The following is a 25638-nucleotide window of genomic DNA, read 5'->3' as shown; positions in this document are numbered from 1 at the left end:
TGAGTGGGCGGAAGGAATCAGTGTGATCAACTGCAAATGCCACCACACACGCACTATCCGGTCCATTCCGGTACGGGGTGGTCCGGGCCCGGCCCCGGAGGTATCAGCCATGTCCCACGTCGGCGTCCCGCGCGGGACGGTCCGAAAGCGCCGATCGCTCGCGCTCCTCACGACCGGGGTGCTCGCGATCCCCGTGCTGGCGGGCTGCGGCTCCGGCAGCGAGGAGACCTCCCGGGGCGCGCCCCAGGACATCGCGCCCGCCGCCCGTGAGATGGTCACCGACGGTGCGACGGTGAACTGGGCGGTCGACGCGCTGCCCGCCACCTTCAACGCCTTCCAGGCGGACGCGGACAGCGCCACCACCCGGATCACCGGAGCCCTGCTCCCGGCCCTCTTCCCGATGGACGCGTCCGGGCAGCCCAAGCTCAACCCGGACTACCTGGAGTCCGCGAAGGTCATCGAGCGCGAGCCGAGGCAGGTCGTGCTCTACAAGCTCAACCAGCAGGCGGTGTGGAGCGACGGGCGGGAGATCGGGGCCCCCGACTTCGTCGCCCAGTGGCGGGCGCTCAGGGGCAAGGACTCCGCGTTCTGGACCGCCCGCAACTCCGGTTACGAGCGGATCGAGAAGATCGAGCGAGGCGCGGACGACCTCCAGGTGCGGGTCACGTTCTCCAAGCCGTACGCGGACTGGCGCTCGCTGTTCTCGCCGCTCTACCCGAAGGAGATCACCGGCTCGCCGGACGCCTTCAACGACGGCGCGCGCACCACCCTGAAGAACACCGCCGGGCCCTTCGTCCTGCGCGGCGTCAGCAAGTCCAAGGGCGCCGTCACGCTGGCCCGCAACCCGCGCTGGTGGGGCGACAGGGCCAAGCTGGACACCCTGGTCTTCCGGGCGGTCGCCGCCGAGGACCGTACCCGGGCACTCGCCGACGGCACGGTGGACGTCGCCGACATCGACGCCGCCACCGCCGACCGCATCACCCTCGCCCACCGCGACCGGGGCAGCAACGGCCGGCCGCTCGCCCACGGACCCGGCTCCGAGATCACGCCCGCCTCGGCCCTGCGCTCCTGGGCCCTGGCGCACGGCTCCGACGAGAAGGCCGCGAAGATCGCGCAGGCCGCCCGGGACAAGAACCGCAAGGCCGTCGTCGCGTACACCGCGGAACAGAAGGCGCTGCGCGACTTCGCCGTCCGCAAGTCCCTGGAGCCCGCCTACACCCAGCTCGCGCTGAACGGCGAGTCCGGCCCGCTCGCCGACGACCGGGTCCGCCGGGCGGTGGCCCGCGCCCTGGACCGCCAGGAGCTGGCCCAGACCGTGCTGGGGCCGCTGGGGCTTCCGGCGAAGCCGCTCGGCAGCCACCTCGCCCTCGCGGGCCAGCCCGGTTACCAGGACGGCAGCGGGGCGCTCGGCGACCAGGACACCAAGGAGGCCCAGGCCCTGCTGGCGGACGCCGGCTGGACCCGGGGCGGCGCGGCCCAGCCGCTCAAGGACACCAAGGCGGGCAGCGAGGCGGAGAAGAAGGGCGAGAAGGAAGACAAGGGCGACAAGGAAGATAAGGAAGACAAGGGAGAGAAGGCGGAGAAGGTCGATAAGGAGGCCAAGGAAGCCGAGGAGGAGAAGGCGGGGAAGAAGGCCGAGGAGGACAGCGAGGACTCCGCAGCCGAGAGCGAGAAGGCCGACCAGGCCGCCGAGGACAGCGCCGCCTCCCGCGACGAGGGCCTCTACATCGTCGGCCAGGACAACAAGCCCGGCGCCCACGCCCCCGCCCCTGCCGCCCCCGGCGGCGTCTCCGCCGTCCACATCCTGGCTCCCGCCCGGACGGCCGCCGCCCAGAGCGCCGCCCTGCTCCGCCAGGCCGGCGTCCTCGGTGAGGACGGTGCCGTCGCCGCCCAGGACAAGCAGCCCGGGGGAGCCGCCGGAGCGTACGCCCCCGCCGGTACCGCCGCCCCGGCGCCCGCCGCGGCCAAGGGGCAGCTCGGCAAGGACGGCAAGACGCTGACCCTGCGCTTCGTGCTCCCCTCCGGGCCGGGCTCCCAGTCGCTGCGCAGCGTCGGCGACAAGATCGCGGTGATGCTGGAGAAGATCGGCATCGGCACGGAGATCACCAAGGTCCCCGACGAGAGCTACTTCAAGGACCACATCGCCTCCGGCGAGTACGACCTTGCGCTCTACTCGTGGCCCGCCACCGCCTACCCGGCTACCGACGGACGCCCGATCTACGCCAAGCCGGAGCCCGCCACCGACGGATCGCTCCTCGTGGAGCAGAACTACACCCGGGTCGGCACCGACCACATCGACCAGCTCTTCGACCGGGCCGCCGCCGAGCTGGACGAGAAGGCCGCACGGGAGCTGATGAAGCAGGCGGACGCCCGGATCTGGGCCGCCGCCGGATCGATTCCGCTCTTCCAGCGCCCGCAGCTCGTCGCGGTCGACAAGAAGCTCGCGAACGTCGGGGCGTTCGGTTTCGCGGCCCCCCGTTACCAGGACATCGGGTTCAAGAAGCGGCAAGCGGCAGGTTCCCCCGCAGACCGCAAGAAGTAGCGGCCAAGCGCCACCGCGCCCCGCCGCCAAGCTCAGATACACCTCAAAACCCTTGCCCGCCGGTTCATCCGGCGGGCAATGTGGTGTCTGCCCTGACCCGGGCCGTTCATCGCTCCACCACTCCTCACCCCCCCACAGAGCTCCCCACAGAGCTGACCACGGAGCTGACCACGGAGCTCCATGCGGCTCCGCCCCCCTCCTCCGGCCGTCCCAGTGGCCCGGCAGTACCTTGAAACCGGCTGAATATCGCCTGAATCACAGGGGAAGACCGCCTCTGCGGATCGGCCCGGGAGGCCTGCTGCGCGCAAGGCCCGTACGATGGGACGAGCCGTGGCGTGCCGCCCGGCGGGCGTACGAGGACTCGAAGACCGACTGAGACGCCTGATCCCACGATCCGAGAGAAGCGCAAGCCACCCATGCCCACGCGCCACGACATCCGTAACGTAGCCATCGTCGCCCACGTCGACCACGGCAAGACCACGCTGGTCGACGCCATGCTCAAGCAGGCCGGAGCATTCGCGGCCCACGCCGCCGAGCACCTCGACGACCGCATGATGGACTCGAACGACCTGGAGCGTGAGAAGGGCATCACGATCCTCGCCAAGAACACGGCGGTGAAGTATCACCCCAAGGACGGCGGGGACCCGATCACGATCAACATCATCGACACCCCCGGCCACGCCGACTTCGGCGGCGAGGTCGAGCGCGGTCTGTCGATGGTGGACGCGGTCGTGCTGCTCGTCGACGCCTCCGAGGGCCCGCTGCCCCAGACCCGCTTCGTGCTGCGCAAGGCGCTGGCCGCGAAGATGCCGGTCATCCTGTGCATCAACAAGACGGACCGCCCCGACTCCCGGATCGCCGAGGTCGTCGACGAGACGTACGACCTGTTCCTGGACCTGGACGCGGACGAGGACCAGATCGAGTTCCCGATCGTCTACGCCTGCGCCCGTGACGGCGTGGCCTCGCTGACCAAGCCCGAGGACGGCACCGTCCCGGCGGACAGCGAGAACCTGGAGCCGTTCTTCACCACGATCCTGTCGCACGTCCCGGCCCCGGAGTTCGACGCCGACGCGCCGCTCCAGGCCCACGTCACCAACCTGGACGCCGACAACTTCCTCGGCCGTATCGCGCTCTGCCGCGTCGAGCAGGGCGAGCTGCGCAAGGGCCAGACCGTCACCTGGATCAAGCGTGACGGCACCATGTCCAACGTCCGCATCACCGAGCTGATGATGACCGAGGCGCTCACCCGCAAGCCGGCCGAGGTGGCGGGCCCGGGTGACATCTGCGCCGTCGCCGGATTCCCGGACATCATGATCGGCGAGACCCTGGCCGACCCCGAGAACCCGATCGCGCTGCCGCTGATCACGGTCGACGAGCCGGCCATCTCGATGACCATCGGCACCAACACCTCGCCGCTCGTCGGCAAGGGCGGCAAGGGCCACAAGGTCACCGCCCGCCAGGTGAAGGACCGCCTCGACCGCGAGCTGATCGGTAACGTCTCGCTCCGCGTCCTGGACACCGAGCGCCCCGACGCCTGGGAGGTCCAGGGCCGTGGTGAGCTCGCGCTCGCCATCCTGGTCGAGCAGATGCGCCGCGAGGGCTTCGAGCTGACCGTCGGCAAGCCCGAGGTCGTCACCAAGCAGATCGACGGCAAGACGCACGAGCCGATCGAGCGCATGACAATCGACTCGCCGGAGGAGCACCTCGGCGCCATCACGCAGCTCATGGCGACCCGCAAGGGCCGTATGGAGACCATGACGAACCACGGTTCGGGCTGGGTCCGCATGGAGTGGATCGTTCCGTCCCGCGGCCTCATCGGCTTCCGTACGGAGTTCCTGACCCAGACCCGCGGCACCGGCATCGCGCACTCGATCTTCGAGGGCCACGAGCCGTGGTTCGGCGACCTGCGCACCCGTCACAACGGCTCGCTGGTGGCCGACCGTTCGGGCTCCGTCACGCCGTTCGCGATGGTCAACCTCCAGGAGCGCGGTGTCATCTTCACCGAGGCCGGCACCGAGGTCTACGAGGGCATGATCGTCGGCGAGAACTCCCGTGCCGACGACATGGACGTGAACATCACCAAGGAGAAGAAGCTCACCAACATGCGTGCGGCCTCCGCGGACACCACGGAGAACGTGGTCCCGGCCCGCAAGCTGTCGCTGGAGCAGTCCCTGGAGTTCTGCCGCGAGGACGAGTGCATCGAGGTGACCCCGGAGACCGTGCGTATCCGCAAGGTCGTCCTGGACGCCAAGCAGCGTGGCCGCACGGCTTCGCGCGCCAAGCACGGCTGACACACGCCCCTGGCCCTGAGAACCCGGCCCTACGGCGCTGAGAAGCTGGGCCTACGGTTCTGAGGAACCCGGCCTTACGGTTCCGAGGAGCCCGGCCTTACGGCCCTGAGACCGCCCGGACGCCCCTGAGGGCTTCCGGGCGGTCCTGTGTTCCGGCTCCGAGCCTCCGGAGCCGCACACTCCGTATGCGGAGACCCTCCGCGCCCTCCCGGGACTCGTTCGGACGGTCCGTCAGCACAGGCATTGACAGAAGGCCCGGATCGCCACGGACACTGTGGTGGGCCGGGCCTTCGTCAATCCCTTTTCCTGACCAGGGTGTCCGGATATCGGGGGTCGCTCTCCGGAACATGTGTTAACAGTCCGTTTCGGGTGTGTCTGTCTGGGCTCAGTTTGTCCGGATTTCGGGCACACGTAGCGGACTGATGTTGTCAAACCGAGACCCTTTAAGTGTGGTTTACAGCCCGGCCGTACTCAATAGTTGGCTCCATTGAGCTCGGGTCAATGGGTCACGCACTGTGGGGAGTGCCGACTCACGAGCACACTCTGGGCACTGAACGATCACCGTCAGGGGTGTCGGTGAATCTCTCCAGTGCCCTTCTTGTAGTCAAAAGTGGACTCATGAGGAGGAAACCCATGCGCGGTGCCAAGAGCGCCAAGTGGGTCGCGGGAGCGGCCGTCATCGCCCTGGCCGCGACTGCCTGTGGCGGAAGCGACAGCAGCGACGAAGGCAAGAAGAACACGTCGGGCCAGCCCGCCGGTTACGTCTCGATCGACGTCGGTGAGCCCCAGAAGCCTCTGATGCCGGCGGACACGAACGAGAGCAACGGCTCCTACGTCATCCAGTCGCTGTTCACCCAGCTGCTGGACTTCGACAGCAAGGGCGAGATCGTTCTCACGAACGCCGAGTCCGTCGAGACCGAGGATTCCAAGACGTGGACCGTCAAGCTCAAGGCCGGCTGGAAGTTCCACAACGGTGAGGCCGTGACCGCGCAGTCGTACATCGACGCGTGGAACTGGTACGCCAACGTCGACAACAAGCAGCAGAACGCGTTCTGGTTCTCCGACATCAAGGGCTACGCGGACGTTCACCCCGAGAAGGGTGCGCCGAAGGCCAAGGAGATGTCGGGTCTGAAGGCCGTGGACGACACCACGTTCACGATCGAGCTGAGCAACAAGGTTCCGTACTTCAACTACAAGCTCGGCTACGCGACGTTCGCGCCGCTGCCCAAGGTCTTCTACGACGACCCGAAGGCGTTCGGTCAGAAGCCGATCGGCAACGGCCCGTACACGTTCGAGAAGTGGGACCACAAGAAGCTCATCCAGGTCAAGGCCTGGGACGAGTACCAGGGTCCGAACAAGGCTGCCAACAAGGGCATCCAGTTCAAGAACTACTCGACGGTCGAGGCGGCCTACGCGGACGTCCTCTCCGGCAACCTGGACATGATCAAGCAGGTCGGCCCGCGTGACCTCCCGAAGTACAAGTCGGACCTCGGTGACGGCGCCATCGACCAGCCGTACGCGGCGCTCCAGTCGCTGAACCCGGCGTTCTACTCGAAGACGTTCAAGGACATCGACCCCAGGGTCCTCCAGGGTCTGTCCATGGCGATCGACCGTGACACCATCACGAAGACCGTCCTGAACGGCACGCGCTTCCCGGCGACGAGCTTCACGCCCCCGCAGGTCAAGGGCAACCAGACGCTCGACACGGACATCTTCAAGTTCAACCCGGCCAAGGCCAAGGAGCTCATCGAGGCGGGCGGTGGTGTTCCGGAGGACAAGATCTCGATCCAGTACAACGCCGACGGTGGGCACAAGGAGTGGGTGACCGCGGTCTGCGAGTCCATCCGCAACTCCACCGGGGTCGACTGCGTGGCCGACGTCAAGCCGGACTTCCCGACCGACCTCGAAGCGCGTGACAACGACGAGGTCAAGGGCTTCTACCGCGGTGGCTGGGTGGCGGACTACCCCGTCAACGTGAACTTCCTCAAGGAGCTCTACCACTCCAAGGCGGAGTCGAACAACGGTCGCTTCAGCGACAAGGAGATCGACGACCTGATGGCGAAGGGCGACAAGGCCGACTCGCTGGAGGAGTCGGTCGCCGCCTACCAGGAGGTCGAGAAGGCCCTGGTGGACAAGATGCCCGCCATCCCGCTCTGGTACTACGCCATCAACGGCGGCCACGGCAAGAACGTCGACAACGTCAAGATCGACTTCCACGGTGACTACGAACTGACCGGCGTCACCGTCAAGTAACGCCTGCGGGTCATTCCCCAACTGGCCGTCATCCGCCCGTGCTGCCCCTCAGCACGGCCGGAGGCGCGGGGGCCACCTCTCTGTGAAGAGGCGGCCCCCGCGCCGCAGTTATCCCCACACGGAGGCACCCATGGGGCGCTATGTCGCACGACGACTGCTCCAGATGATCCCGGTCTTCATCGGGTCGACCCTGCTGGTCTTCCTCATGATGTACGCACTGCCCGGCGACCCCGTCAGAGCGCTTGCCGGTGAACAGCACGTAGATCCCTCGCAGATCGCTGCGATGAAGGCCGAGTACGGACTCGACCAGCCGATCTGGCAGCAGTATTTGAACTACCTGGGCAATCTTTTCCAGGGAGACCTCGGCACGCAGATCGGAACGCAGCGTCCGGTCTCCGAAGTCATCGCCGAGGCCTATCCGATCACGGTCAGACTGGCGATCTTCGCCTTCGTCTTCACGGTCGTCGCCGGGATCTCGCTCGGCATCATCGCGGGCCTGAAGGCCGAGTCCCTCCGGGACCGCGGGCTGCTCGGTCTGACGCTGGTGCTGATCTCCATGCCGTCCTTCGTGCTGGGCTTCCTCGTGCAGTACTTCTTCGCGTTCCAGCTCGGCATCGCGAACCCGAACGTGAGTCTTGAGCCGACCAACACCGAGTTGATCATGCCGGCCATCGTGCTGGCGTCCCTGTCACTCGCTTACGTGGCCCGCCTCACCCGTACTTCCGTCGCCGAGAATCTGCGCGCCGACTACATGCGTACGGCTGTCGCCAAAGGCCTGCCGCGCCGCCGCGTCATCGGCGTCCATCTGATGCGCAACTCGCTCATCCCGGTCGTCACCTTCCTCGGCACCGACATCGGCGCCCTCATGGGCGGCGCGATCGTGACCGAGGGAGTTTTCAACGTCAAGGGTGTCGGCTCGCTGGTGTTCGAGGCGCTCCGCAAGCGCGAGGGCGCCACGGTCGTGGGCATCGTGACCCTGCTCGTCGTCGTCTATCTCGTCGCCAGCCTGCTCGTCGACCTGCTCTACGCGGTCCTGGACCCGAGGATCCGGTATGCCTGACTCCACCGCACTCAAGAGCACGGACGCTCCGGCTACCGCCGTCGACGCGTCGCCCGCCCTGGATGCGGGCCCCGCGCCCGGCAAGCCGCGCAGTCTCTGGTCCGACGCCTGGCACGACCTGCGCCGCAACCCGCTCTTCCTCGTCTCGATGGTGCTGATCGTGCTGCTCGCCGTCATGGCGATCTTCCCGGGTCTGTTCACCAGTGCCTCGCCGCGGGACGCCAACCTGGCCGAGCACTATCTCCAGCACCCGAACTGGGGGCACTTCTTCGCCCCCGACTGGCTCGGGTACGACGGCCAGGGACGCTCCATCTACGCGCGCGTCGTCCACGGAGCCCGTGCCTCCATCATGGTCGGTGTGGTCGTGACCATCGCGGTCACCATCACCGGACTGGTGATCGGTATGGCCGCCGGCTACTTCGGTGGCTGGATCGACACGATCCTGTCCCGTGTCACCGACGTCTTCTTCGGCGTTCCCTTCATCGTCGGCGCGATGGTCATCCTGACCAGCTTCGAGCAGCGCTCGGTGTGGGTCGTGATCCTGTCGCTGGCCTTCCTCGGCTGGACCTCGATCGCCCGTGTCGCCCGTGGCTCGGTCATCACGATCAAGCAGGCCGACTACGTGGTCGCCGCCAAGGCGCTCGGCGCCTCCACCACCCGGATCCTGGTGCGGCACATCCTGCCGAACGCCATCGCTCCGGTGATCGTGGTCGCCACCATCGCGCTCGGCGGCTACATCGCCGCGGAGGCCACCCTGTCGTTCCTCGGTATCGGCCTCGCCGAGCCGACGGTCTCGTGGGGCATCGACGTCTCCGCTGCGTCGGCACAGCTGCGCAACGCTCCGTACGTTCTGATCATCCCCTCGGTGATGGTCTCGGTCACGGTGCTGTCCTTCCTGATGTTCGGCGATGCGGTCCGCAACGCCCTCGACCCCAAGATGCGCTGAGGGAGGCGTTCGTGACCACCATCGACAAGACGGCTCACGTCCCCGCACCGCGGGAGTCCGTAAGCGGCGACGGCCCACTGCTCGACGTCCGTGACCTGCACGTGGAGTTCCACACCCGCGACGGTGTGGCCAAGGCGGTGAACGGTGTGAACTACACCGTCAGCGCCGGCGAGACGCTCGCGGTGCTCGGCGAGTCCGGCTCCGGCAAGTCCGTGACCGCGCAGACCATCATGGGCATCCTCGACATGCCGCCCGGGAAGATCACGCAGGGCGAGATCCTCTTCCGCGGCCAGGACATGCTGAAGATGTCCAACGAGGAGCGCCGGCAGATCCGCGGCCGCAAGATCGCGATGATCTTCCAGGACGCGCTGTCCTCGCTGAACCCGGTGCTCTCCGTGGGCTACCAGCTCGGCGAGATGTTCCGGGTGCACCAGGGTCTGTCCAAGAAGGCGGCCAAGGCCAAGTCCATCGAGCTGATGGACCAGGTCAAGATCCCGGCGGCGGCGGCCCGTATCTCGGACTTCCCGCACCAGTTCTCCGGCGGTATGCGCCAGCGCATCATGATCGCCATGGCGCTGGCCCTGGAGCCGGACCTGATCATCGCGGACGAGCCGACCACCGCGCTCGACGTGACGGTCCAGGCCCAGGTCATGGACCTGCTGGCCGAGCTCCAGCGCGAGTACAACATGGGTCTGATCCTGATCACCCACGACCTCGGCGTCGTCGCCGACGTCGCGGACAAGATCGCCGTGATGTACGCGGGCCGGATCGTGGAGACGGCACCGGTCGGCGAGCTGTACGGCCGCCCGGCCCACCCGTACACCAAGGGCCTGCTGGACTCGATCCCGCGCCTGGACCAGAAGGGCCAGGAGCTCTACGCGATCAAGGGCCTCCCGCCCAACCTCACGCGTATCCCGGCGGGCTGTGCCTTCAGCCCGCGCTGCCCCAAGGCACAGGACATCTGCCGTACGGACGTCCCGCCGCTCGCCCCGGTGACCGAGCAGGACGGCCTTGAGCTGGTCGGCCGCGGCAGCGCGTGCCACTTCTGGAAGGAGACGATCCATGGCTGAGCTCAAGAAGGAGCCCGTGGACGCCACCCCGAACGTCTCCGAGGCGGAGACCGTAGCCGCCGTCGACGCGCCCGCGGGCCGGGGCGAGCCCATCCTCCAGGTGCGGAACCTCGTCAAGCACTTCCCGCTGACGCAGGGCATCCTCTTCAAGAAGAAGATCGGCGCGGTCAAGGCCGTCGACGGGATCTCCTTCGACCTGTACGCCGGTGAGACCCTGGGCATCGTCGGGGAGTCCGGCTGTGGCAAGTCCACGGTCGCCAAGCTCCTGATGACGCTGGAGCGGGCGACCGCCGGCGAGGTCTTCTACAAGGGCCAGGACATCACCAAGCTGTCCGGCCGGGCGCTGAAGGCCGTGCGCCGCAACATCCAGATGGTGTTCCAGGACCCGTACACCTCGCTGAACCCGCGGATGACGGTCGGCGACATCATCGGGGAGACCTTCGAGATCCACCCCGAGGTGGCCCCGAAGGGCGACCGGCGCCGCCGGGTCCAGGAGCTCCTGGACGTCGTCGGGCTGAACCCGGAGTACATCAACCGCTATCCGCACCAGTTCTCCGGCGGTCAGCGCCAGCGCATCGGCATCGCCCGCGGCCTCGCGCTCAACCCGGAGATCATCGTCTGCGACGAGCCGGTCTCCGCGCTCGACGTGTCGGTGCAGGCGCAGGTCATCAACCTGATGGCGCAGCTCCAGGACGAGTTCAACCTGTCCTACCTGTTCATCGCGCACGACCTGTCCATCGTCCGGCACATCTCCGACCGGGTCGGCGTCATGTACCTCGGCAAGATGGCCGAGATCGGCACGGACACGCAGATCTACGACCACCCGACGCACCCCTACACCCAGGCGCTGCTGTCGGCGGTCCCGGTCCCGGACCCGTCGGCCCGTGAGGAACGCGACCGGATCATCCTGACCGGTGATGTCCCGTCACCGGCGAACCCGCCCTCGGGCTGCCGCTTCCGCACCCGGTGCTGGAAGGCGGAGGAGCGCTGCGCGACGGAGGAGCCCCTGCTGGCGATCCCCGAGCGCTTCGTCGCGGGGACCACGCCCGCCACGCATGAGTCGGCGTGCCACTTCGCAGAGGAGCGGGCCGTTCTCGTCAGCTGAGGAAGCGCACGCGGCGTAACCGCTTTCGGTTCCTGCTTCCTGTTCGTGAACGGCAGATGCCCGGTCCCCCGAGGGGGCCGGGCATCGTCGCGTTCATCGCCGCGCCCGCTCGTACGGGGTAAGCCGACATGCGGTACGTGGCTCTATGGGGTGATATGAGGCATTGAGCTACTCGATGACTCTAGGAGGCACTTCATGCGCGGAGCCACACAGGTCAGGTGGGCCGCATGTGCGGTGGCCGTCGCCCTGGCAGCGACGGCCTGCGGCGGCGGTGATGACGACAGCGGCGGCAGCGGTGCCGACGGCATCGTCAGCTCCTCCTGGGGGGACCCGCAGAACCCGCTGGAACCCGCCAACACCAACGAGGTCCAGGGCGGCAAGGTCCTCGACATGGTCTTCCGCGGGCTGATCCGCTACGACCCGAGGACCGGCGAGGCCAAGAACATGGTCGCCGAGTCCATCGACACGACGGACTCCCAGAACTTCACGATCAAGCTGAAGGACGGCTGGACGTTCTCCAACGGCGAGAAGGTCACCGCGAAGTCCTTCGTCGACGCCTGGAACTACGGCGCCGCGCTGAAGAACAACCAGAAGAACGCCTACTTCTTCCAGTACATCGAGGGCTACGACGAGGTCCACCCGGAGTCCGGATCCGCCTCCGCCGAGAGCCTGTCCGGCCTGGAGGTCGTCGACGACCTGACCTTCACCGCCGCGCTCACCCAGAAGTTCTCCCTGTGGCCCGACACCCTCGGCTACTCCGCCTTCGTCCCCCTGCCCCAGGCGTTCTACGACGACCACGACGCCTGGCTGTCCAAGCCCGTAGGGAACGGCCCCTACACCATCGACTCGTACGCCAAGGGCTCCGCCATGAGCCTGCGCAGGTGGGACGACTACCCGGGCGACGACAAGGCGCAGAACGGCGGCGTCGACCTCAAAGTCTTCACCGACAACAACACCGCCTACACCGACCTGACGGCGGGCAACCTCGACCTCGTCGACGACGTGCCGGCCTCCCAGCTCCGTAACGTCGAGACGGACCTCGGCGACCGGTACATCAACACCCCCGCCGGCATCATCCAGACCCTGGCCTTCCCCTTCTACGACGAGGAGTGGAACACCGACGACGCGCGCAAGGTCCGCCAGGGCCTGTCGATGGCGATCAACCGGCCGCAGATCACCGACCAGATCTTCCAGAAGACCCGCACCCCCGCCTCCGACTGGACCTCCCCGGTCCTCGGCGAGGAGGGCGGCTTCAAGGAAGGGCTCTGCGGCAAGGAGTGCACGTACGACAAGGCCGAGGCCAAGAGGCTGATCGACGAGGGCGGCGGCATCCCCGGCGGCCAGCTGAAGATCTCGTACAACGCGGACACCGGCTCCCACAAGGAATGGGTCGACGCCGTCTGCAACAGCATCAACAACGTCATGGGCGACAACCGGGCGTGCGTCGGCGGCCCCGTCGGCACCTTCGCCGACTTCCGCGCCCAGGTCTCCACACAGCAGCTGAACAGCGCCTGGCGCGCGGGCTGGCAGATGGACTACCCGCTGATCCAGAACTTCCTCCAGCCGCTCTACTACACCAACGCCCCCTCCAACGACGGCAAGTGGAGCAACGAGCAGTTCGACGACCTGGTCGACGAGGCCAACGCCGAGAGCGACAAGGCGCAGGCCGTCACCACCTTCCAGGACGCGGAGAAGATCCTCGTCGAGGAGATGCCGGTCATCCCGCTCTGGTACCAGAACGGCAGCGCCGGCTACTCGGACCGGATCGACAACGTCGCGCTGAACCCGTTCAGCGTCCCGGTCTACGAAGAGATCACCGTCAAGTGACGCGCTGAGACACGGACCGCCGGGACGCCCGACCCGCGCCCGGCCGTCCGCGCTCCCGCACCCCGCCCGCCGGGTCGGCCCCGGCCGTCCGCGCTCCCGTATCCCGCCCGGGTCGGCCCCGGTGGTCCGCGCGCCACCCGCCCCGTCGGCTGACCGGCGGGACGGGTCCGCGCACCACCCGCCCGGAACCGCTCACCCGGCCCCCCGAGGCCCCGCCACGTCGTCCGCCCGCCCGCCCCGACCTCCGGAGCCCCTCATGGGACGTTATGTGATCCGGCGGCTGCTGCAGATGATCCCCGTCTTCTTCGGCACCACGCTGTTGATCTTCCTCATGGTGAACGTGATGGGCGACCCCATCGCGGGCCTCTGCGGCGACCGCCAGTGCGATCCGGCCACCGCCGCCCAGCTACGCGCCGAGTTCGGCCTCGACAAGCCGGTCTGGCAGCAATACCTCACGTACATGGGCAACGTGTTCACCGGCGACTTCGGCACCGCGTTCAACGGGCAGAAGGTCACCGAGCTGATGGCCACGGCCTTCCCGATCACGATCCGGCTCACCATCGTCGCGATCGTCTTCGAGGTCGTCATCGGCATCAGCCTCGGCGTCGTCACCGGACTGCGGCGCGGCCGCCCCGTCGACACCACCGTCCTCATCCTGACGCTGGTCGTCATCGCCGTCCCGACCTTCGTCACCGGCCTGCTGCTCCAGCTCCTGCTGGGCGTCAAGTGGGGCGTCATCAAGCCCTCGGTCTCGTCGGACGCCACCTTCGACGAACTGCTCGTCCCCGGACTGGTCCTCGCCTCGGTCTCGCTCGCCTACGTCACCCGGCTCACCCGGACCTCGATCGCCGAGAACGCCCGAGCCGACTACGTACGCACCGCCGTCGCCAAGGGCCTGCCCCGCCGCCGGGTCGTCGTACGGCACCTGCTGCGCAACTCGCTGATCCCCGTCGTCACCTTCATCGGCACCGACGTGGGAGCCCTGATGGGCGGGGCCATCGTCACCGAGCGGATCTTCAACATCCACGGGGTCGGTTACCAGCTCTACCAGGGGATCCTGCGCCAGAACTCCCAGACCGTCGTCGGGTTCGTCACGATCCTCGTCCTCGTCTTCCTGGCCGCCAACCTGATCGTCGACCTCCTGTACGCCGTACTCGACCCGAGGATCCGTTATGCCTGAGCCGCAGTCATCGGACGGAGCGATCTCCCCGGCGGGAGCCGGCGGCGCGATGGACCTCGCCCTGGAGGAGGGCGCCAGCCTGGAGAAGACCCCGGGAGGCCCCGAGGGCACGGGACCGGCCGGAAAGCCCCGCAGCCTGTGGTCGGACGCCTGGCGCGACCTGCGGCGCAACCCCGTCTTCATCGTCTCCGCGCTGGTCATCCTCTTCCTGGTGATCATCTCGATCTGGCCCTCGCTCATCGCGAGCGGCGACCCCCTCCAGGCCGACCTGGACGACGCCCAGAAGGGCTCCGAGCCCGGCCACCCCTTCGGCTTCGACCCGCAGGGCCGCGACGTCTACACCCGGGTCGTGTACGGCGCCCGCACCTCGGTGACCGTCGGCGTCTGCGCCACGCTCGGCGTCGCGATCTTCGGCAGTGTGTTCGGCGGCCTCGCGGGCTTCTTCGGCGGCTGGTGGGACTCGGTCCTCTCCCGCCTCACCGACGTCTTCTTCGGCATCCCCGTCGTCCTCGGCGGCCTGGTCTTCCTCTCCGTCGTCACCAGCTCCACCGTGTGGCCCGTCGTCGGCTTCATCGTCCTGCTCGGCTGGCCCCAGATCGCCCGCATCGCCCGAGGATCGGTCATCACCGCCAAACAGAACGACTACGTCCAGGCGGCCCGCGCGCTCGGCGCCTCCAACTCCCGGATGATGCTGCGCCACATCACCCCGAACGCCATCGCCCCGGTCATCGTCGTGGCGACCATCGCGCTCGGCACGTACATCTCGCTGGAGGCGACCCTGTCCTTCCTCGGCGTCGGCCTGAAGGACCCGGCCGTCTCCTGGGGCATCGACATCTCCGGGGCAGCCAACTACATCCGCAACGCCCCGCACATGCTGCTCTGGCCCGCCGGCGCGCTGGCGGTCACCGTGCTCGCGTTCATCATGCTCGGCGACGCGGTGCGCGACGCCCTCGACCCCAAGCTGCGCTGAGGAGCCGGTTGCCATGTTGCTCGAAGTGCGCGATCTGCACGTGGAGTTCCACACCCGCGAAGGCGTCGCCAAGGCCGTCAACGGGGTCAACTACTCGGTGGCCGAGGGCGAGACGCTCGCCGTCCTCGGCGAGTCCGGCTCCGGCAAGTCCGTCACCGCCCAGGCGGTCATGGGCATCCTCGACATGCCGCCCGGGAAGATCAGCGGCGGGGAGATCCTCTTCAAGGGCCAGGACCTGCTGAAGCTCAAGCCGGAGGAGCGGCGCAAGATCCGCGGCCAGGAGATGGCCATGATCTTCCAGGACGCCCTGTCCTCGCTGAACCCGGTCCTCACCGTCGGCGAGCAGCTCGGCGAGATGTTCGTCGTGCACCGCGGCATGTCCCGCAAGGACGCGAAGGCCAGGTCGGTCGAGCTGATGGACCGCGTCCGCATCCCCGCCGCCAGGGAACGGGTCGGCAACTACCCGCACCAGTTCTCCGGCGGGATGCGCCAGCGCATCATGATCGCCATGGCGATGGCCCTGGAACCGTCCCTGATCATCGCCGACGAGCCGACCACCGCCCTCGACGTCACCGTCCAGGCCCAGGTCATGGAACTCCTCGCCGAGCTCCAGCGCGAGCTGAACATGGGCCTCATCCTGATCACCCACGACCTCGGCGTGGTCGCCGACGTCGCCGACAAGATCGCCGTGATGTACGCGGGCCGCATCGTCGAGACCTCCCCCGTCCACGAGATCTACCAGGCCCCCGCCCACCCGTACACCAAGGGCCTCCTCCGGTCGATCCCGCGCCTGGACCAGAAGGGCCAGGAGCTCTACGCGATCAAGGGCCTGCCGCCCAACCTGACGCGCATCCCGCCGGGCTGCGCCTTCAACCCCCGCTGCCCGATGGCCCAGGACGTGTGCCGCAGCGACGTGCCGCCGCTCTACGAGGTGGACGAGCAGCGCCGGAGCGCCTGCCACTTCTGGAAGGAGACGCTCGATGCACGCTGACCGCGACGAGAGCGAGGGGACCGGTGCGGGCGCGGCCGGCTCCACCCTGCTGTCCAAGGCGCGGGAGGACGCCGTCACGCCGTACACGCAGGGCGACCCGATCCTTCAGGTCCGCGACCTGGCCAAGCACTACCCGCTGACCCAGGGCATCCTCTTCAAGCGGCAGATCGGCGCGGTCAGGGCCGTCGACGGCGTCGACTTCGACCTGTACGCGGGCGAGACGCTGGGCATCGTGGGGGAGTCGGGGTGCGGCAAGTCGACCGTCGCCAGGATGCTCGTCCACCTGGAACGCCCCACCGCCGGCGCGATCCGCTACAAGGGCGAGGACATCGCGAAGCTGTCCGGCCGGGCGCTGAAGGCCGTGCGCCGCAACATCCAGATGGTGTTCCAGGACCCGTACACCTCGCTGAACCCGCGGATGACGGTCGGCGACATCATCGGGGAGCCGTACGAGATCCACCCCGACGTCGCCCCGAAGGGCAGCCGGCGGCGACGCGTGCAGGACCTGCTGGACGTCGTCGGCCTCAACCCGGAGTACATCAACCGTTATCCGCACCAGTTCTCCGGCGGCCAGCGCCAGCGCATCGGCATCGCCCGCGGCCTTGCCCTCAACCCGGAGATCATCGTCGCCGACGAACCGGTCTCCGCGCTCGACGTCTCCGTACAGGCCCAGGTCGTCAACCTGCTGGACCGGCTCCAGGCGGAGTTCAGCCTCAGCTTCGTCTTCATCGCCCACGACCTCTCGATCGTCCGGCACATCTCCGACCGGGTCGGCGTGATGTACCTCGGCCGGATCGTGGAGATCGGCTCCGACGCGGAGATCTACGACCACCCCACCCACCCGTACACCCAGGCGCTGCTGTCCGCCGTCCCCGTACCGGACCCGACGGCCCGCGCCCACCGGGAACGGATCATCCTGCACGGCGACGTCCCCTCGCCCGCCAACATCCCCTCGGGCTGCCGGTTCCGCACCCGGTGCTGGAAGGCGCAGGAGCGGTGCGAACTGGAGGTCCCCCTGCTGGCGGTCCCGGCGGAGTTCCGGCTCGTCGACACCCCGGCCCGCCACGACTCCGCGTGTCACTTCGCGGAGGAGAAGCACGTGGTGCCGACGGAGGACGAGCCGGAGGCCCCTGGGACCACGGAGGTCCCGGGGCCGGGGCCCACGGAGGAGCCGGAGGGACCGGGCCCCACGGAGGAGCGGGGAGAACCGGGGCGCACCGAGGGCGAAACGTCATGAAGCAGCGTCACATTCGTTAACAGGCAGGCAACTTCGCCGTCGCCGCACCGATATACGGACGCTGCATGCTGAACAGCGTACGGCCGTGCGGGTGCCGTGGACCGGCCGGAGCGTCGTCTTGTCGCTCCGGCCGGTCGCCCGCCGCTCCCGGCCCCGCCCCGGTCCCGCTTCCGGACTCGCTTCAGGCCCCGTTCCCGGTCCCGCTCCCGGTCCCGCTCCCGAGCGCACTTGTTCATCCGTTCGGGGCAATGGAGTATCACCGGGTGACACTTACACGGGGAGCAAGAATCACCGGGGCAGTTCTCTGCGCGGTGCTGGCACTGATGGCCCTGGCCTGGATCGTGCGGGATGTGCGGGCCGCCGACGGGCCTGTGGGCGTGTGGGAGTACTGGGCGGGCACCGCCGACCTGCGGACAGCCCTGCGGCCCACCACCTCCTCCACCACCTTCGTCCTGCTGGTGGCCTACCTCGCGGCCGCCGTGGCGGCGCTGCGTTCCACCGCCGCCGCTTCGGTCCTGATCGTCACCGGCATCGTCACCTTCGCGCTGCGGCTGCCCGGTGTCTGGACGGTCGGTGACGCCCTGGCCCCGGAGGACCTGCGCGACCGGGCCCTGCTCACCACGTACGCGGCGCTCGCCGCCTCCATCGGCCTGATCGTCGCCGGGGCCGCGGGCCGCCGCCCCGCACCCGAGGGCGGGACGCGTCCCCTGGGTCCCGGGCGCGGGGCGGGGGTGGCCGCTTTCCTGCTCCTCGGTTTCCAGGCCGTGGTCTTCGCCGGCTGGGAGATCCGGCAGCCGTTCGTCTATCCGTCCAGCCTCTATCCCGCGTGGTTCATCGGCGGGAGGCCCCTGCACACCCCGCTGACCGAGGGGCCGCCCGGGTGGGTCAACGCGGTGCTCGTCCTGATGTTCCTGGTGGCGGCCGTCGGCGCGGTCGCGGGAGCGGTCAACGCGCGACCGCTCGGCCTGATCGCGGGCGGGTTCGTGCTCTGCTCCGGTGTGCTGGGCGTGGCGCGCGCGATCCACTTCGACATGTTCGACGGGTTCGCCGACATGGACATCGAGGAGCAGCTGAACCTGCTGAGCTTCGTCACCTCGCTCCTCGCCGGCGTCGCCGTGATCATCGTCCTCGCCCGCAAGGGTGTCGAGCGGTCCCCCGGCGGAGCCACGGGCCCGTGGGGCGGCCCGAACTCCTGGGGCGGCGGCTGGGGCCCGCCGGGGCCCTGGGGTGCTCAGGGCCCCGGCGGGCCGGGCGCCCAGGGCTACCCGCCCGCCCCCGGGCACCCGCCCGTCCCCGGGCACCCGCCCGTCCCCGGTCCTCCGCAGGGCGGTGGCTTCGGACCCCCGCCCTCGTCCCCGCCGCCCTCCTCGCCGCCCCGCTGGTGAGCCTGTGAGGGAGAGGCGGGCGGGGGAGGGGGCACTCAGCTTCCGGTCAGCCCCAGCGACCGCTTGAGGAAGTCCACCTGGAGCAGGAGCAGGTTCTCCGCGACCTGCTCCTGCGGCGTCATGTGCGTCACCCCGCTCAGCGGCAGCACCTCGTGCGGACGCCCGGCCGCCAGCAGCGCCGAGGACAGCCGCAGGGCGTGGGCGACCACCACGTTGTCGTCGGCCAGACCGTGCACGATCATCATCGGCCGGACCTCGTCGGCGGGCTCGGAGAGACCGTCGTCGGTGAGCAGCGAGTTGTACGCGTACACCTCGGGCTGCTCGGCCGGGTCGCCGAGATAGCGCTCGGTGTAGTGGGTGTCGTACAGCCGCTGGTCCGTCACCGGAGCGCCCACGACCGCCGCGTGGAAGACGTCGGGCCGCCGCAGCACCGCGAGCCCGGCCAGATAGCCGCCGAAGGACCAGCCGCGGATCGCCACCCGGGACAGGTCCAGCGGGAACCGGTCCGCGAGCCCGTGCAACGCCTCGACCTGGTCCTCCATGGTCAGCACGAGGTTGTCCCGCACCGCCTTCTCCCAGCCCGGCGAGCGGCCCGGCGCGCCCCGCCCGTCCGCCACGACCACCGCGAAGCCCTGGTCCGCGAACCACTGCGAGGTCAGGTGCGCGTTGTGGGCGGCGACCACGCGGCGTCCGTGCGGACCGCCGTACGGATCCATCAGGACCGGAAGGGGACCGTCCGCCTCCCGGTAGTCCGAGGGGAGCAGCACGGCGCACGGAATCCGCCGTGCGCCCCCCTCGGTGAGGGTCACGCGGGCGGAGAGCACAGGTTCCTGGGCGAAGGTCGCGATCCGGGCCAGCCGCTTGCCGTCCCGCACCACCCACGCGGCGGCTCCGGGCTCCTCGGGAACGGCCGAGACCACGACCGCCAGACCACCCGAGCGGACCGCGGAGTGCACACCCACCCCCTCGGAAATCCGCTCGATTCCCAGCTCGTTGACCCGGTACACATGGATCTGCCCGATCTCCGGCTCGACCGCGTCCTCACCGGCCACCGCCGAGACCAGGATGTCGGACTCCCCGATGTCCAGCACCGACTGGACGTGCAGCTGTGACCCCGTGAGCAGCCGGTCCCCGACCGCCAGCACCCGTGCGCCGCCCTCGTCGGCGATCCGCACCAGCCGCCCGTCCGGCGCCCACGCGGGCACCCCGGGGAAGAGATCCAGCCACACCGGGTCCTCGTCGACATGCACGATCCGGGTCGCACCGGTCTCCGGGTCCACCGCCAGATACCGCTGACTGCGCTGGTCCCGGGCCTGTACCAGCAGCAGCGGAGCGCCCGCGGAGGACCAGTGCACCTGGGCCAGGTACGGGAACGCGGCCCGGTCCCAGACCACTTCCCGGCGGGCCCCCTCCAGGTCCATGACGAAGAGCCGCACCTCGGCGTTGGGCGTGCCCGCCGCCGGGTAGGCGACCTCGGCGGGCCGGCGCTCCGGGTGCGCCGGATCGGCGATGTACCACCGCTGTACGGGGCTCTCGTCGGCCCGCGCGACCAGCAGCCGGTCCGACTCCGGCGACCACCAGAAACCCCGGTGGCGCTGCATCTCCTCGGCCGCGATGAACTCGGCCAGACCGTAGGTGACATGGGAGTCCTCCGGCTCGGCCAGCGCCCGGTCGCCCTCGCCCCCCGCGGCCACGACCCGCAGCGCGCCCTTGGCCACGTACGCGATGTGCCGGCCGTCGGGGGAGGGGCGCGGGTCGATCACCGGGCCCGGCACCGGCAGCGCCCGCGCCGTCCCGGCCCGCAGCTCGGCCACGTACACCTTTCCGGACAGGGCGAACGCCGCCAACTCGGCCGCCGCGTCCACCGCGTAGGAGACGATGCCCGACGAACCCTCCCGGGTCCGCTCCCGCCGGGCCCGCTCCCGCGCCGACAGCTTCTCCGCCGATCCGCCCAGCAGGACTTCGGGGTCGGCGGCGACGCGCTCCTCGCCGGTCGCCGGGTCGAGTACCCAGAGCCGGTTGGTCCGGTCCGTTCCGGAGGTGGACCGAAGGAAGATCACACGTGTCTCATCCGGTGAGACGGTGAAGGCACGAGGTGCGCCGAGAGTGAAGCGCTGGGTCCGTGCTTGCTGGCGGGGAAAGGACAGCTTCTGCGAGGTCATGGCTCTGAACTTAGCTCCGAACTCTGCTGTGTGGCACGGTTCGTGCGCCCCTCGTGCTGCTGTGCCCCGATCAATGCGTCGGCACGGATAGTTATGATCCGTAGCGCTCGGTGGGTAGGAACCTGCTGGCTCCGCGTCTGCTCCCGTCCCGACCGTACTGATGGAGGTGAACCGCCGTGGCGCTCTCGATTTCGGCGGTAGTGCTGCTGGCGATCATCGTCTTCCTGCTGATCCGGAAGTCCGGGCTGAAGGGAGGACACGCGGTGGTCTGCATGCTGCTCGGGTTCTACATCGCGAGCTCGTCCATCGCGCCGACCATCTCCGATCTGACGACCAACGTGGCGGGGATGATCAGCAGCATCAAATTCTGACCCCGCACCCAGGGCCGAGGGCGGGGGCGGCGGACGGGGCGGAGTCGACGACGGGCGGGGGCCCGGGGCGAGGAGGCAAGGGGCACGGGGGCTCGGGGACGGGCTCGGGGGCGTGGTGGGCCTTCGGGCTCGTAGGGTGGTCCCCATGAAGGAGCTCCCCGCCCGCCGCCTGCTGCTGGTGCACGCGCACCCCGACGACGAGTCGATCAACAACGGCGCCACCATGGCCAGGTATGCGGCCGAGGGCGCCCACGTCACCCTGGTGACGTGCACGCTCGGCGAGGAGGGCGAGGTCATCCCGCCCCCGCTCGCCCGCCTCACCGCGGACCGGGACGACGCGCTGGGCCCTCACCGGGTCGGCGAGCTGGCCGCGGCGATGAAGGAGCTCGGCGTCACCGACCACCGCTTCCTCGGCGGAGCGGGCCGCTACCGGGACTCCGGAATGATGGGCGCCGAGCAGAACGGCCGCCCCGGCTCCTTCTGGTCCACCCCGGTGGACGAGGCGGCGGCCCACCTCGTCGAGGTGATCCGCGAGGTCCGCCCCCAGGTCCTGGTCACCTACGACCCGGACGGCGGCTACGGCCATCCCGACCACATCCAGGCCCACCGCGTCGCGATGCGCGCCGCCGGTCTGGCCGCCGACCCGGCGTACGGCTCCGACGCACCGCACACCATCGCCAAGATCTACTGGAACCGGGTCGAGCGGTCCGTGATCGAGGCCGCCTTCGACCGGCTGCGCACGACTGCCCCGGCGGCCTTCTCCGGCATCGCCGCCGTGGACGACGTCCCGGGCGTGACCGGTGGGGAGCAGATCACCGCGGAGATCGACGGATCGGCGTACGCCGGTGCGAAGTCGGCGGCGATGCGCGCCCACGTCACCCAGATCACGGTCGACGGGCCCTTCTTCGCCCTCTCCAACGGACTGGGCCAGCCCCTGCTGACGGCCGCCGAGTGCTACCAACTCGTGCGGGGCACACCGGGCGTGCCCGAGGGGACGCGTGAGAGTGACCTGTTCGCGGGCCTGCCGGACGCCACGGGAGCAACGGGCACCACAGACGTCACGGACACCACAAGCGCTACCGGCAGCACTACGAGCACCACAGGCACATCGGGCGCTTCAGGTGCTCCGGGCACCACAGGCACCACAGGGGGCGCGGTATGAGCGGGAAACCAGGCAAGGGCCGCGGCCGCGCGCAGTCCTCCGGCGCTGCCCGCGCCTCCGACGCCTCCGACGCCGCCCACGCGCCGCGGCGGAACGCGCCGACCGGGCCGCCCGAGCCCACCGGCCTCGCCACCCGTCCGAACCCGGGCCGGATCGCGGCCTACTTGGGACTCGCCGTGCTCGGCGTGTTCGTCGCGATCGCCGGAACCCTCGTCCAAGCCGCCTGGTTCCCGGGCGGATTGATCATCGCGCTGGCGGGCTGCGCGGGCCTCTTCTACGGCGGCCGGATCCTGACCCGTACCCAGACCGGCGCGCTCGCCCCGGCGGCGGGCTGGTTCGTCACGGTGTTCCTTCTGCTGAGCGGCCGGCCGGAGGGCGACTACGTCTTCGGCGACGAGCTCGGCCTGGTGCTTTTCATCCTCGGCGGGACGGCCGCCGCTGTGATGTGCGCCACCACGTCCAAAGTGCCGCAATCAGCCATCCACAGCGGCCGGTCCGGTGCGTGAAGTGCCAAGTCCGGGTCCGGAATGATCCCACAGGTGTGATGCACGGGTGGAGGTTTCCCCCGGTCGCGGAGTGTCCGGCGGCGGCGGCCAGTATGGTGGTGCGCGCGCCGAGCCGTCCCCTGGCCTGCGGCATGGGGGAAGTACGGGCGGCGGAGCCAATCGGGAGAACCTGCTTTGAGTCGTGAAACTGACACTTCGTCCTCCGGGCCCCAGGGGCGCGGCGGAGCCGCGTACCCGTCGGGTACGCCGCCGTACGGATCCCGCCAGTATCCGTCGCTGCACCCGTCACAGGACGGCTCTGACGAGAACCCGGAATCCGTGGATCCGTCCCGGCCCGAGGAACCGAAGACCGAGACGACGCTGACGACGCGCATCCGGATCAACATCCCCGGGTCGCGTCCGATCCCGCCGGTCGTGATGCGTACGCCGATGGCGGAGGGCGACACCGCCGGCGGCCGTTCCGACGCGGAGCGCACCGGCGCCGCCCCACGCCCCGGCACACCGCCGCCGGCACCCGGATCGGGGCCGGGGGACCGCTTCGCGGGCCCGGACGGCGGAGCGCCCGCGGACCGGTCCAGGGACGGCGGCCCCGCCGCCGGCCCGACGCCCGCGGAGAAGCCGGCCCGGGAGAAGAGCGGCAGTGACTGGTTCGCCCCGCGCAAGGCCCCGGCGACCGGGCCGGGAGCAGCCACCCAGGGCGCCGACGCGCCCGGCGCCCCCGGCGGAGCTCCTTCCGGTGCGGGCGGCCTCGGCGGCCCCGGCGCTCCGATCGCGGGCGGTCCGGGCGGCCTCGGCGGTCCGAGTGCGGGCGGCCCCGGCAGCCTCACCGGCCCTACCGGCCCCGGCAGTCTCAGCGGCCCCGGTGGCGGGCCCGACGGCGATGCGGGCCGTTCGCGTCCCGACCTGCCGTACTTCTCGGACGCCCCGCAGTCCGGCGGCGGGCCGGGCGCGCCCGGCCCCGGCCGCAGCGCGCTCGACGGCTACGGCACCGAGCCGCCCGGCGGAGGCCCGCGTCCCGCCCCCGGCCCCGGAGCGCGTACGCCCGGTCCGTCCGGCCCCACCACGGGACCGGTCACCGGCAGCTCCTCGCTGACCCCGAACCTCGACGGCGTCCCGGGCCTCGGCGGTCCCGGGCCGATGGTCCCGGGCGTCCCCGGCGGCGTACCGCCCCGGATGTCCGACGACACCGCGATCCTCACGCCGCAGGCCCCGGCGCCCGAGCCCGGCCCCGGCGGCCATGTCTCGGGCGACACGCTGACCAGCGGCATCCCCGTGGTGCCCAGCGAGCCCCGCGGCACGTTCCCGGGCGGCCCGGGAACCCCCGACGGACTTGGTGGTCCCGGCGGTCCGGGGGGACCCGGTGGAGCCGGCGGTCCGGGGGAACCCGGTGTTCCCGCGCCCGGCCCCGCCGCCCCGCGTCCGGCGCGGCAGACCGCCGCGGCCCCGGCCCCCGCGAAGAAGGGCCGCTCCAAGCTGGTCCTGCTCGGGGCGGCCGCGGTCGTGCTGCTCGGCATCGCGTACGGGGCGGGTCTCCTGCTGAACCACTCCGAGGTCCCCAAGGGCACCACGGTGCTCGGCGTCGACATCGGCGGCGGCACGAAGGAGGAGGCGGTCGCCAAGCTCGAAGCCACCCTCGGTGAGCGGGCCAGGACGCCCCTCCAGCTGTCGGTGGACGGCAAGGAGGAGAAGCTCGACCCTTCAAAGGCGGGACTCACCCTGGACAGCCAGGAGACCGTGCGCGGCGCGGCGGGCAGCGACTACAACCCCGTCTCGGTGATCGGTTCGCTGTTCGGCGGGGAGCGCCCCGCCGACCCGGTGATCCCGGTCGACGAGGAGAAGCTCGGCGTGGCCCTGTCCGATCTGGCGGGCGCTTCGGGCTCGGTCGACGACGGCACGATCCGCTTCGAGCCGAACAAGGCCGTGGCGGTGCCGGGCAAGCCGGGCAAGGCGCTGGACGCCGGCCAGTCCCTGGTCTCGGTCCGGGACGCCTACCGCGCCCAGGTGCAGACCGGGCAGGCCCGGCTGGTCGAACTCCCGGTCACCACCACCGAACCCACCATCACCAAGGCCGAACTGGACCGGGCGATGAAGGAGTTCGCCGAGCCCGCGATGTCCGGCCTGATCACCATCAAGGCCGGTCCCAAGCAGATCCAGTTCGGCCCTGCCCTGTCGCTGCCGCAGATCCTCTCCATGAAGGCCGTGGACGGCCGGCTGGTCGAGGTCTACGACAAGAAGGCGATCGACACGCTGCTGGACGGCGTCTTCGACGGCATCATGGCGGTCAAGGGCGACGGCAAGAAGTACCAGGTCGGCGCGGACGACGTGGCCCAGGCGATGAAGACCGCCCTGGCCGGGAGGACCCCGGCCGAGCGCACGGTCACCATCGACCTGACCGGCCAGGGCTGACGCCCCGCACGGACACCCGCTCCACCCCTCCGCCCCCGCCCGGGAACGTCTCCGGCCGGGGGCGGAGGGGTGGAGCGGCGGAGGGGCCGGAGGAGGGCTTGTCCGCGATGCCGACGAGTTCCGTCGAGGTGTGCGTCAGGAGCCTCAGAAGATGCCGATGGATCCGGCAACTGA

Annotated in this window: 18 protein-coding genes; 17 read left to right on the top strand and 1 reads right to left on the bottom strand. The window is 69.9% G+C overall.

The window, feature by feature from the left end:
- The first annotated feature begins 109 nt into the window (after positions 1-109).
- The 13 genes from ACGF2Y_RS24700 to ACGF2Y_RS24640 all read left to right on the top strand — a co-directional run bounded on the left by ACGF2Y_RS24700 (position 110) and on the right by ACGF2Y_RS24640 (position 18857).
- Positions 110-2542: an ABC transporter family substrate-binding protein gene (locus ACGF2Y_RS24700; RefSeq protein ID WP_392951324.1), complete on the top strand. Its 2433-nt coding sequence runs from the start codon at positions 110-112 to the stop codon at positions 2540-2542.
- Between the two features lie 416 nt (positions 2543-2958).
- Positions 2959-4833, top strand: a complete 1875-nt coding sequence (gene typA / locus ACGF2Y_RS24695; protein ID WP_392951321.1) for a translational GTPase TypA — start codon at positions 2959-2961, stop codon at positions 4831-4833.
- Between the two features lie 633 nt (positions 4834-5466).
- The gene (locus ACGF2Y_RS24690; RefSeq protein ID WP_392951318.1) at positions 5467-7086 is read left to right on the top strand and encodes an ABC transporter substrate-binding protein; all 1620 of its coding nucleotides are present in this window, start codon (positions 5467-5469) and stop codon (positions 7084-7086) included.
- A 130-nt stretch (positions 7087-7216) separates the two neighbouring features.
- On the top strand, positions 7217-8146 hold the full coding sequence (locus tag ACGF2Y_RS24685; RefSeq protein ID WP_392951315.1) for an ABC transporter permease: 930 nt from the start codon (positions 7217-7219) through the stop codon (positions 8144-8146).
- The gene (locus tag ACGF2Y_RS24680) at positions 8139-9092 is read left to right on the top strand and encodes an ABC transporter permease (RefSeq protein WP_392951312.1); all 954 of its coding nucleotides are present in this window, start codon (positions 8139-8141) and stop codon (positions 9090-9092) included. Before ACGF2Y_RS24685 ends, ACGF2Y_RS24680 begins: the two co-directional genes overlap by 8 nt.
- An 11-nt stretch (positions 9093-9103) precedes the next feature.
- The gene (locus ACGF2Y_RS24675; RefSeq protein WP_392951309.1) at positions 9104-10162 is read left to right on the top strand and encodes an ABC transporter ATP-binding protein; all 1059 of its coding nucleotides are present in this window, start codon (positions 9104-9106) and stop codon (positions 10160-10162) included.
- On the top strand, positions 10155-11267 hold the full coding sequence (locus ACGF2Y_RS24670; RefSeq protein WP_392951306.1) for an ABC transporter ATP-binding protein: 1113 nt from the start codon (positions 10155-10157) through the stop codon (positions 11265-11267). The genes ACGF2Y_RS24675 and ACGF2Y_RS24670 overlap by 8 nt, the downstream gene beginning before the upstream one ends.
- Before the next feature lie 195 nt (positions 11268-11462).
- Positions 11463-13094 (top strand): ABC transporter substrate-binding protein, encoded by a 1632-nt coding sequence (locus ACGF2Y_RS24665; RefSeq protein WP_392951303.1) that lies wholly within the window; start codon positions 11463-11465, stop codon positions 13092-13094.
- A gap of 256 nt (positions 13095-13350) precedes the next feature.
- Entirely contained in the window at positions 13351-14274 is a 924-nt protein-coding gene (locus ACGF2Y_RS24660; protein ID WP_392951300.1) for an ABC transporter permease, read from the top strand.
- Positions 14267-15244, top strand: a complete 978-nt coding sequence (locus ACGF2Y_RS24655) for an ABC transporter permease (protein ID WP_392951297.1) — start codon at positions 14267-14269, stop codon at positions 15242-15244. Before ACGF2Y_RS24660 ends, ACGF2Y_RS24655 begins: the two co-directional genes overlap by 8 nt.
- A 13-nt stretch (positions 15245-15257) precedes the next feature.
- On the top strand, positions 15258-16235 hold the full coding sequence (locus tag ACGF2Y_RS24650; protein ID WP_392951294.1) for an ABC transporter ATP-binding protein: 978 nt from the start codon (positions 15258-15260) through the stop codon (positions 16233-16235).
- Positions 16225-17472, top strand: coding sequence for an ABC transporter ATP-binding protein (locus tag ACGF2Y_RS24645; protein ID WP_392951291.1), 1248 nt, complete (start codon positions 16225-16227; stop codon positions 17470-17472). Before ACGF2Y_RS24650 ends, ACGF2Y_RS24645 begins: the two co-directional genes overlap by 11 nt.
- Before the next feature lie 263 nt (positions 17473-17735).
- Positions 17736-18857, top strand: coding sequence for a hypothetical protein (locus ACGF2Y_RS24640; protein ID WP_392951288.1), 1122 nt, complete (start codon positions 17736-17738; stop codon positions 18855-18857).
- Between the two features lie 35 nt (positions 18858-18892).
- Here the strand turns inward: ACGF2Y_RS24640 and ACGF2Y_RS24635 are convergent, their stop codons facing one another.
- Positions 18893-21019 (bottom strand): prolyl oligopeptidase family serine peptidase, encoded by a 2127-nt coding sequence (locus ACGF2Y_RS24635; RefSeq protein WP_392951285.1) that lies wholly within the window; start codon positions 21017-21019, stop codon positions 18893-18895.
- Positions 21020-21195: 176 nt separating this feature from the next.
- On the opposite strand from ACGF2Y_RS24635, the gene ACGF2Y_RS24630 reads away from it, so the two are divergent.
- The 4 genes from ACGF2Y_RS24630 (at position 21196) to ACGF2Y_RS24615 (ending at position 25464) form a co-directional block, all read left to right on the top strand.
- Positions 21196-21390: a hypothetical protein gene (locus ACGF2Y_RS24630; RefSeq protein WP_010063247.1), complete on the top strand. Its 195-nt coding sequence runs from the start codon at positions 21196-21198 to the stop codon at positions 21388-21390.
- Between the two features lie 145 nt (positions 21391-21535).
- On the top strand, positions 21536-22552 hold the full coding sequence (mshB, locus tag ACGF2Y_RS24625) for an N-acetyl-1-D-myo-inositol-2-amino-2-deoxy-alpha-D-glucopyranoside deacetylase (protein ID WP_392951283.1): 1017 nt from the start codon (positions 21536-21538) through the stop codon (positions 22550-22552).
- Positions 22549-23058, top strand: coding sequence for a DUF6113 family protein (locus ACGF2Y_RS24620; protein ID WP_392951280.1), 510 nt, complete (start codon positions 22549-22551; stop codon positions 23056-23058). The genes mshB and ACGF2Y_RS24620 overlap by 4 nt, the downstream gene beginning before the upstream one ends.
- Before the next feature lie 174 nt (positions 23059-23232).
- Positions 23233-25464, top strand: coding sequence for a hypothetical protein (locus ACGF2Y_RS24615; protein ID WP_392951277.1), 2232 nt, complete (start codon positions 23233-23235; stop codon positions 25462-25464).
- The last annotated feature ends 174 nt before the right edge of the window (positions 25465-25638 follow it).

It is taken from the genome of Streptomyces sp. NPDC048142 (genome assembly GCF_043202835.1).
Lineage (GTDB): Bacteria > Actinomycetota > Actinomycetes > Streptomycetales > Streptomycetaceae > Streptomyces.
This window is presented reverse-complemented; position numbering and strand designations above follow the sequence as displayed.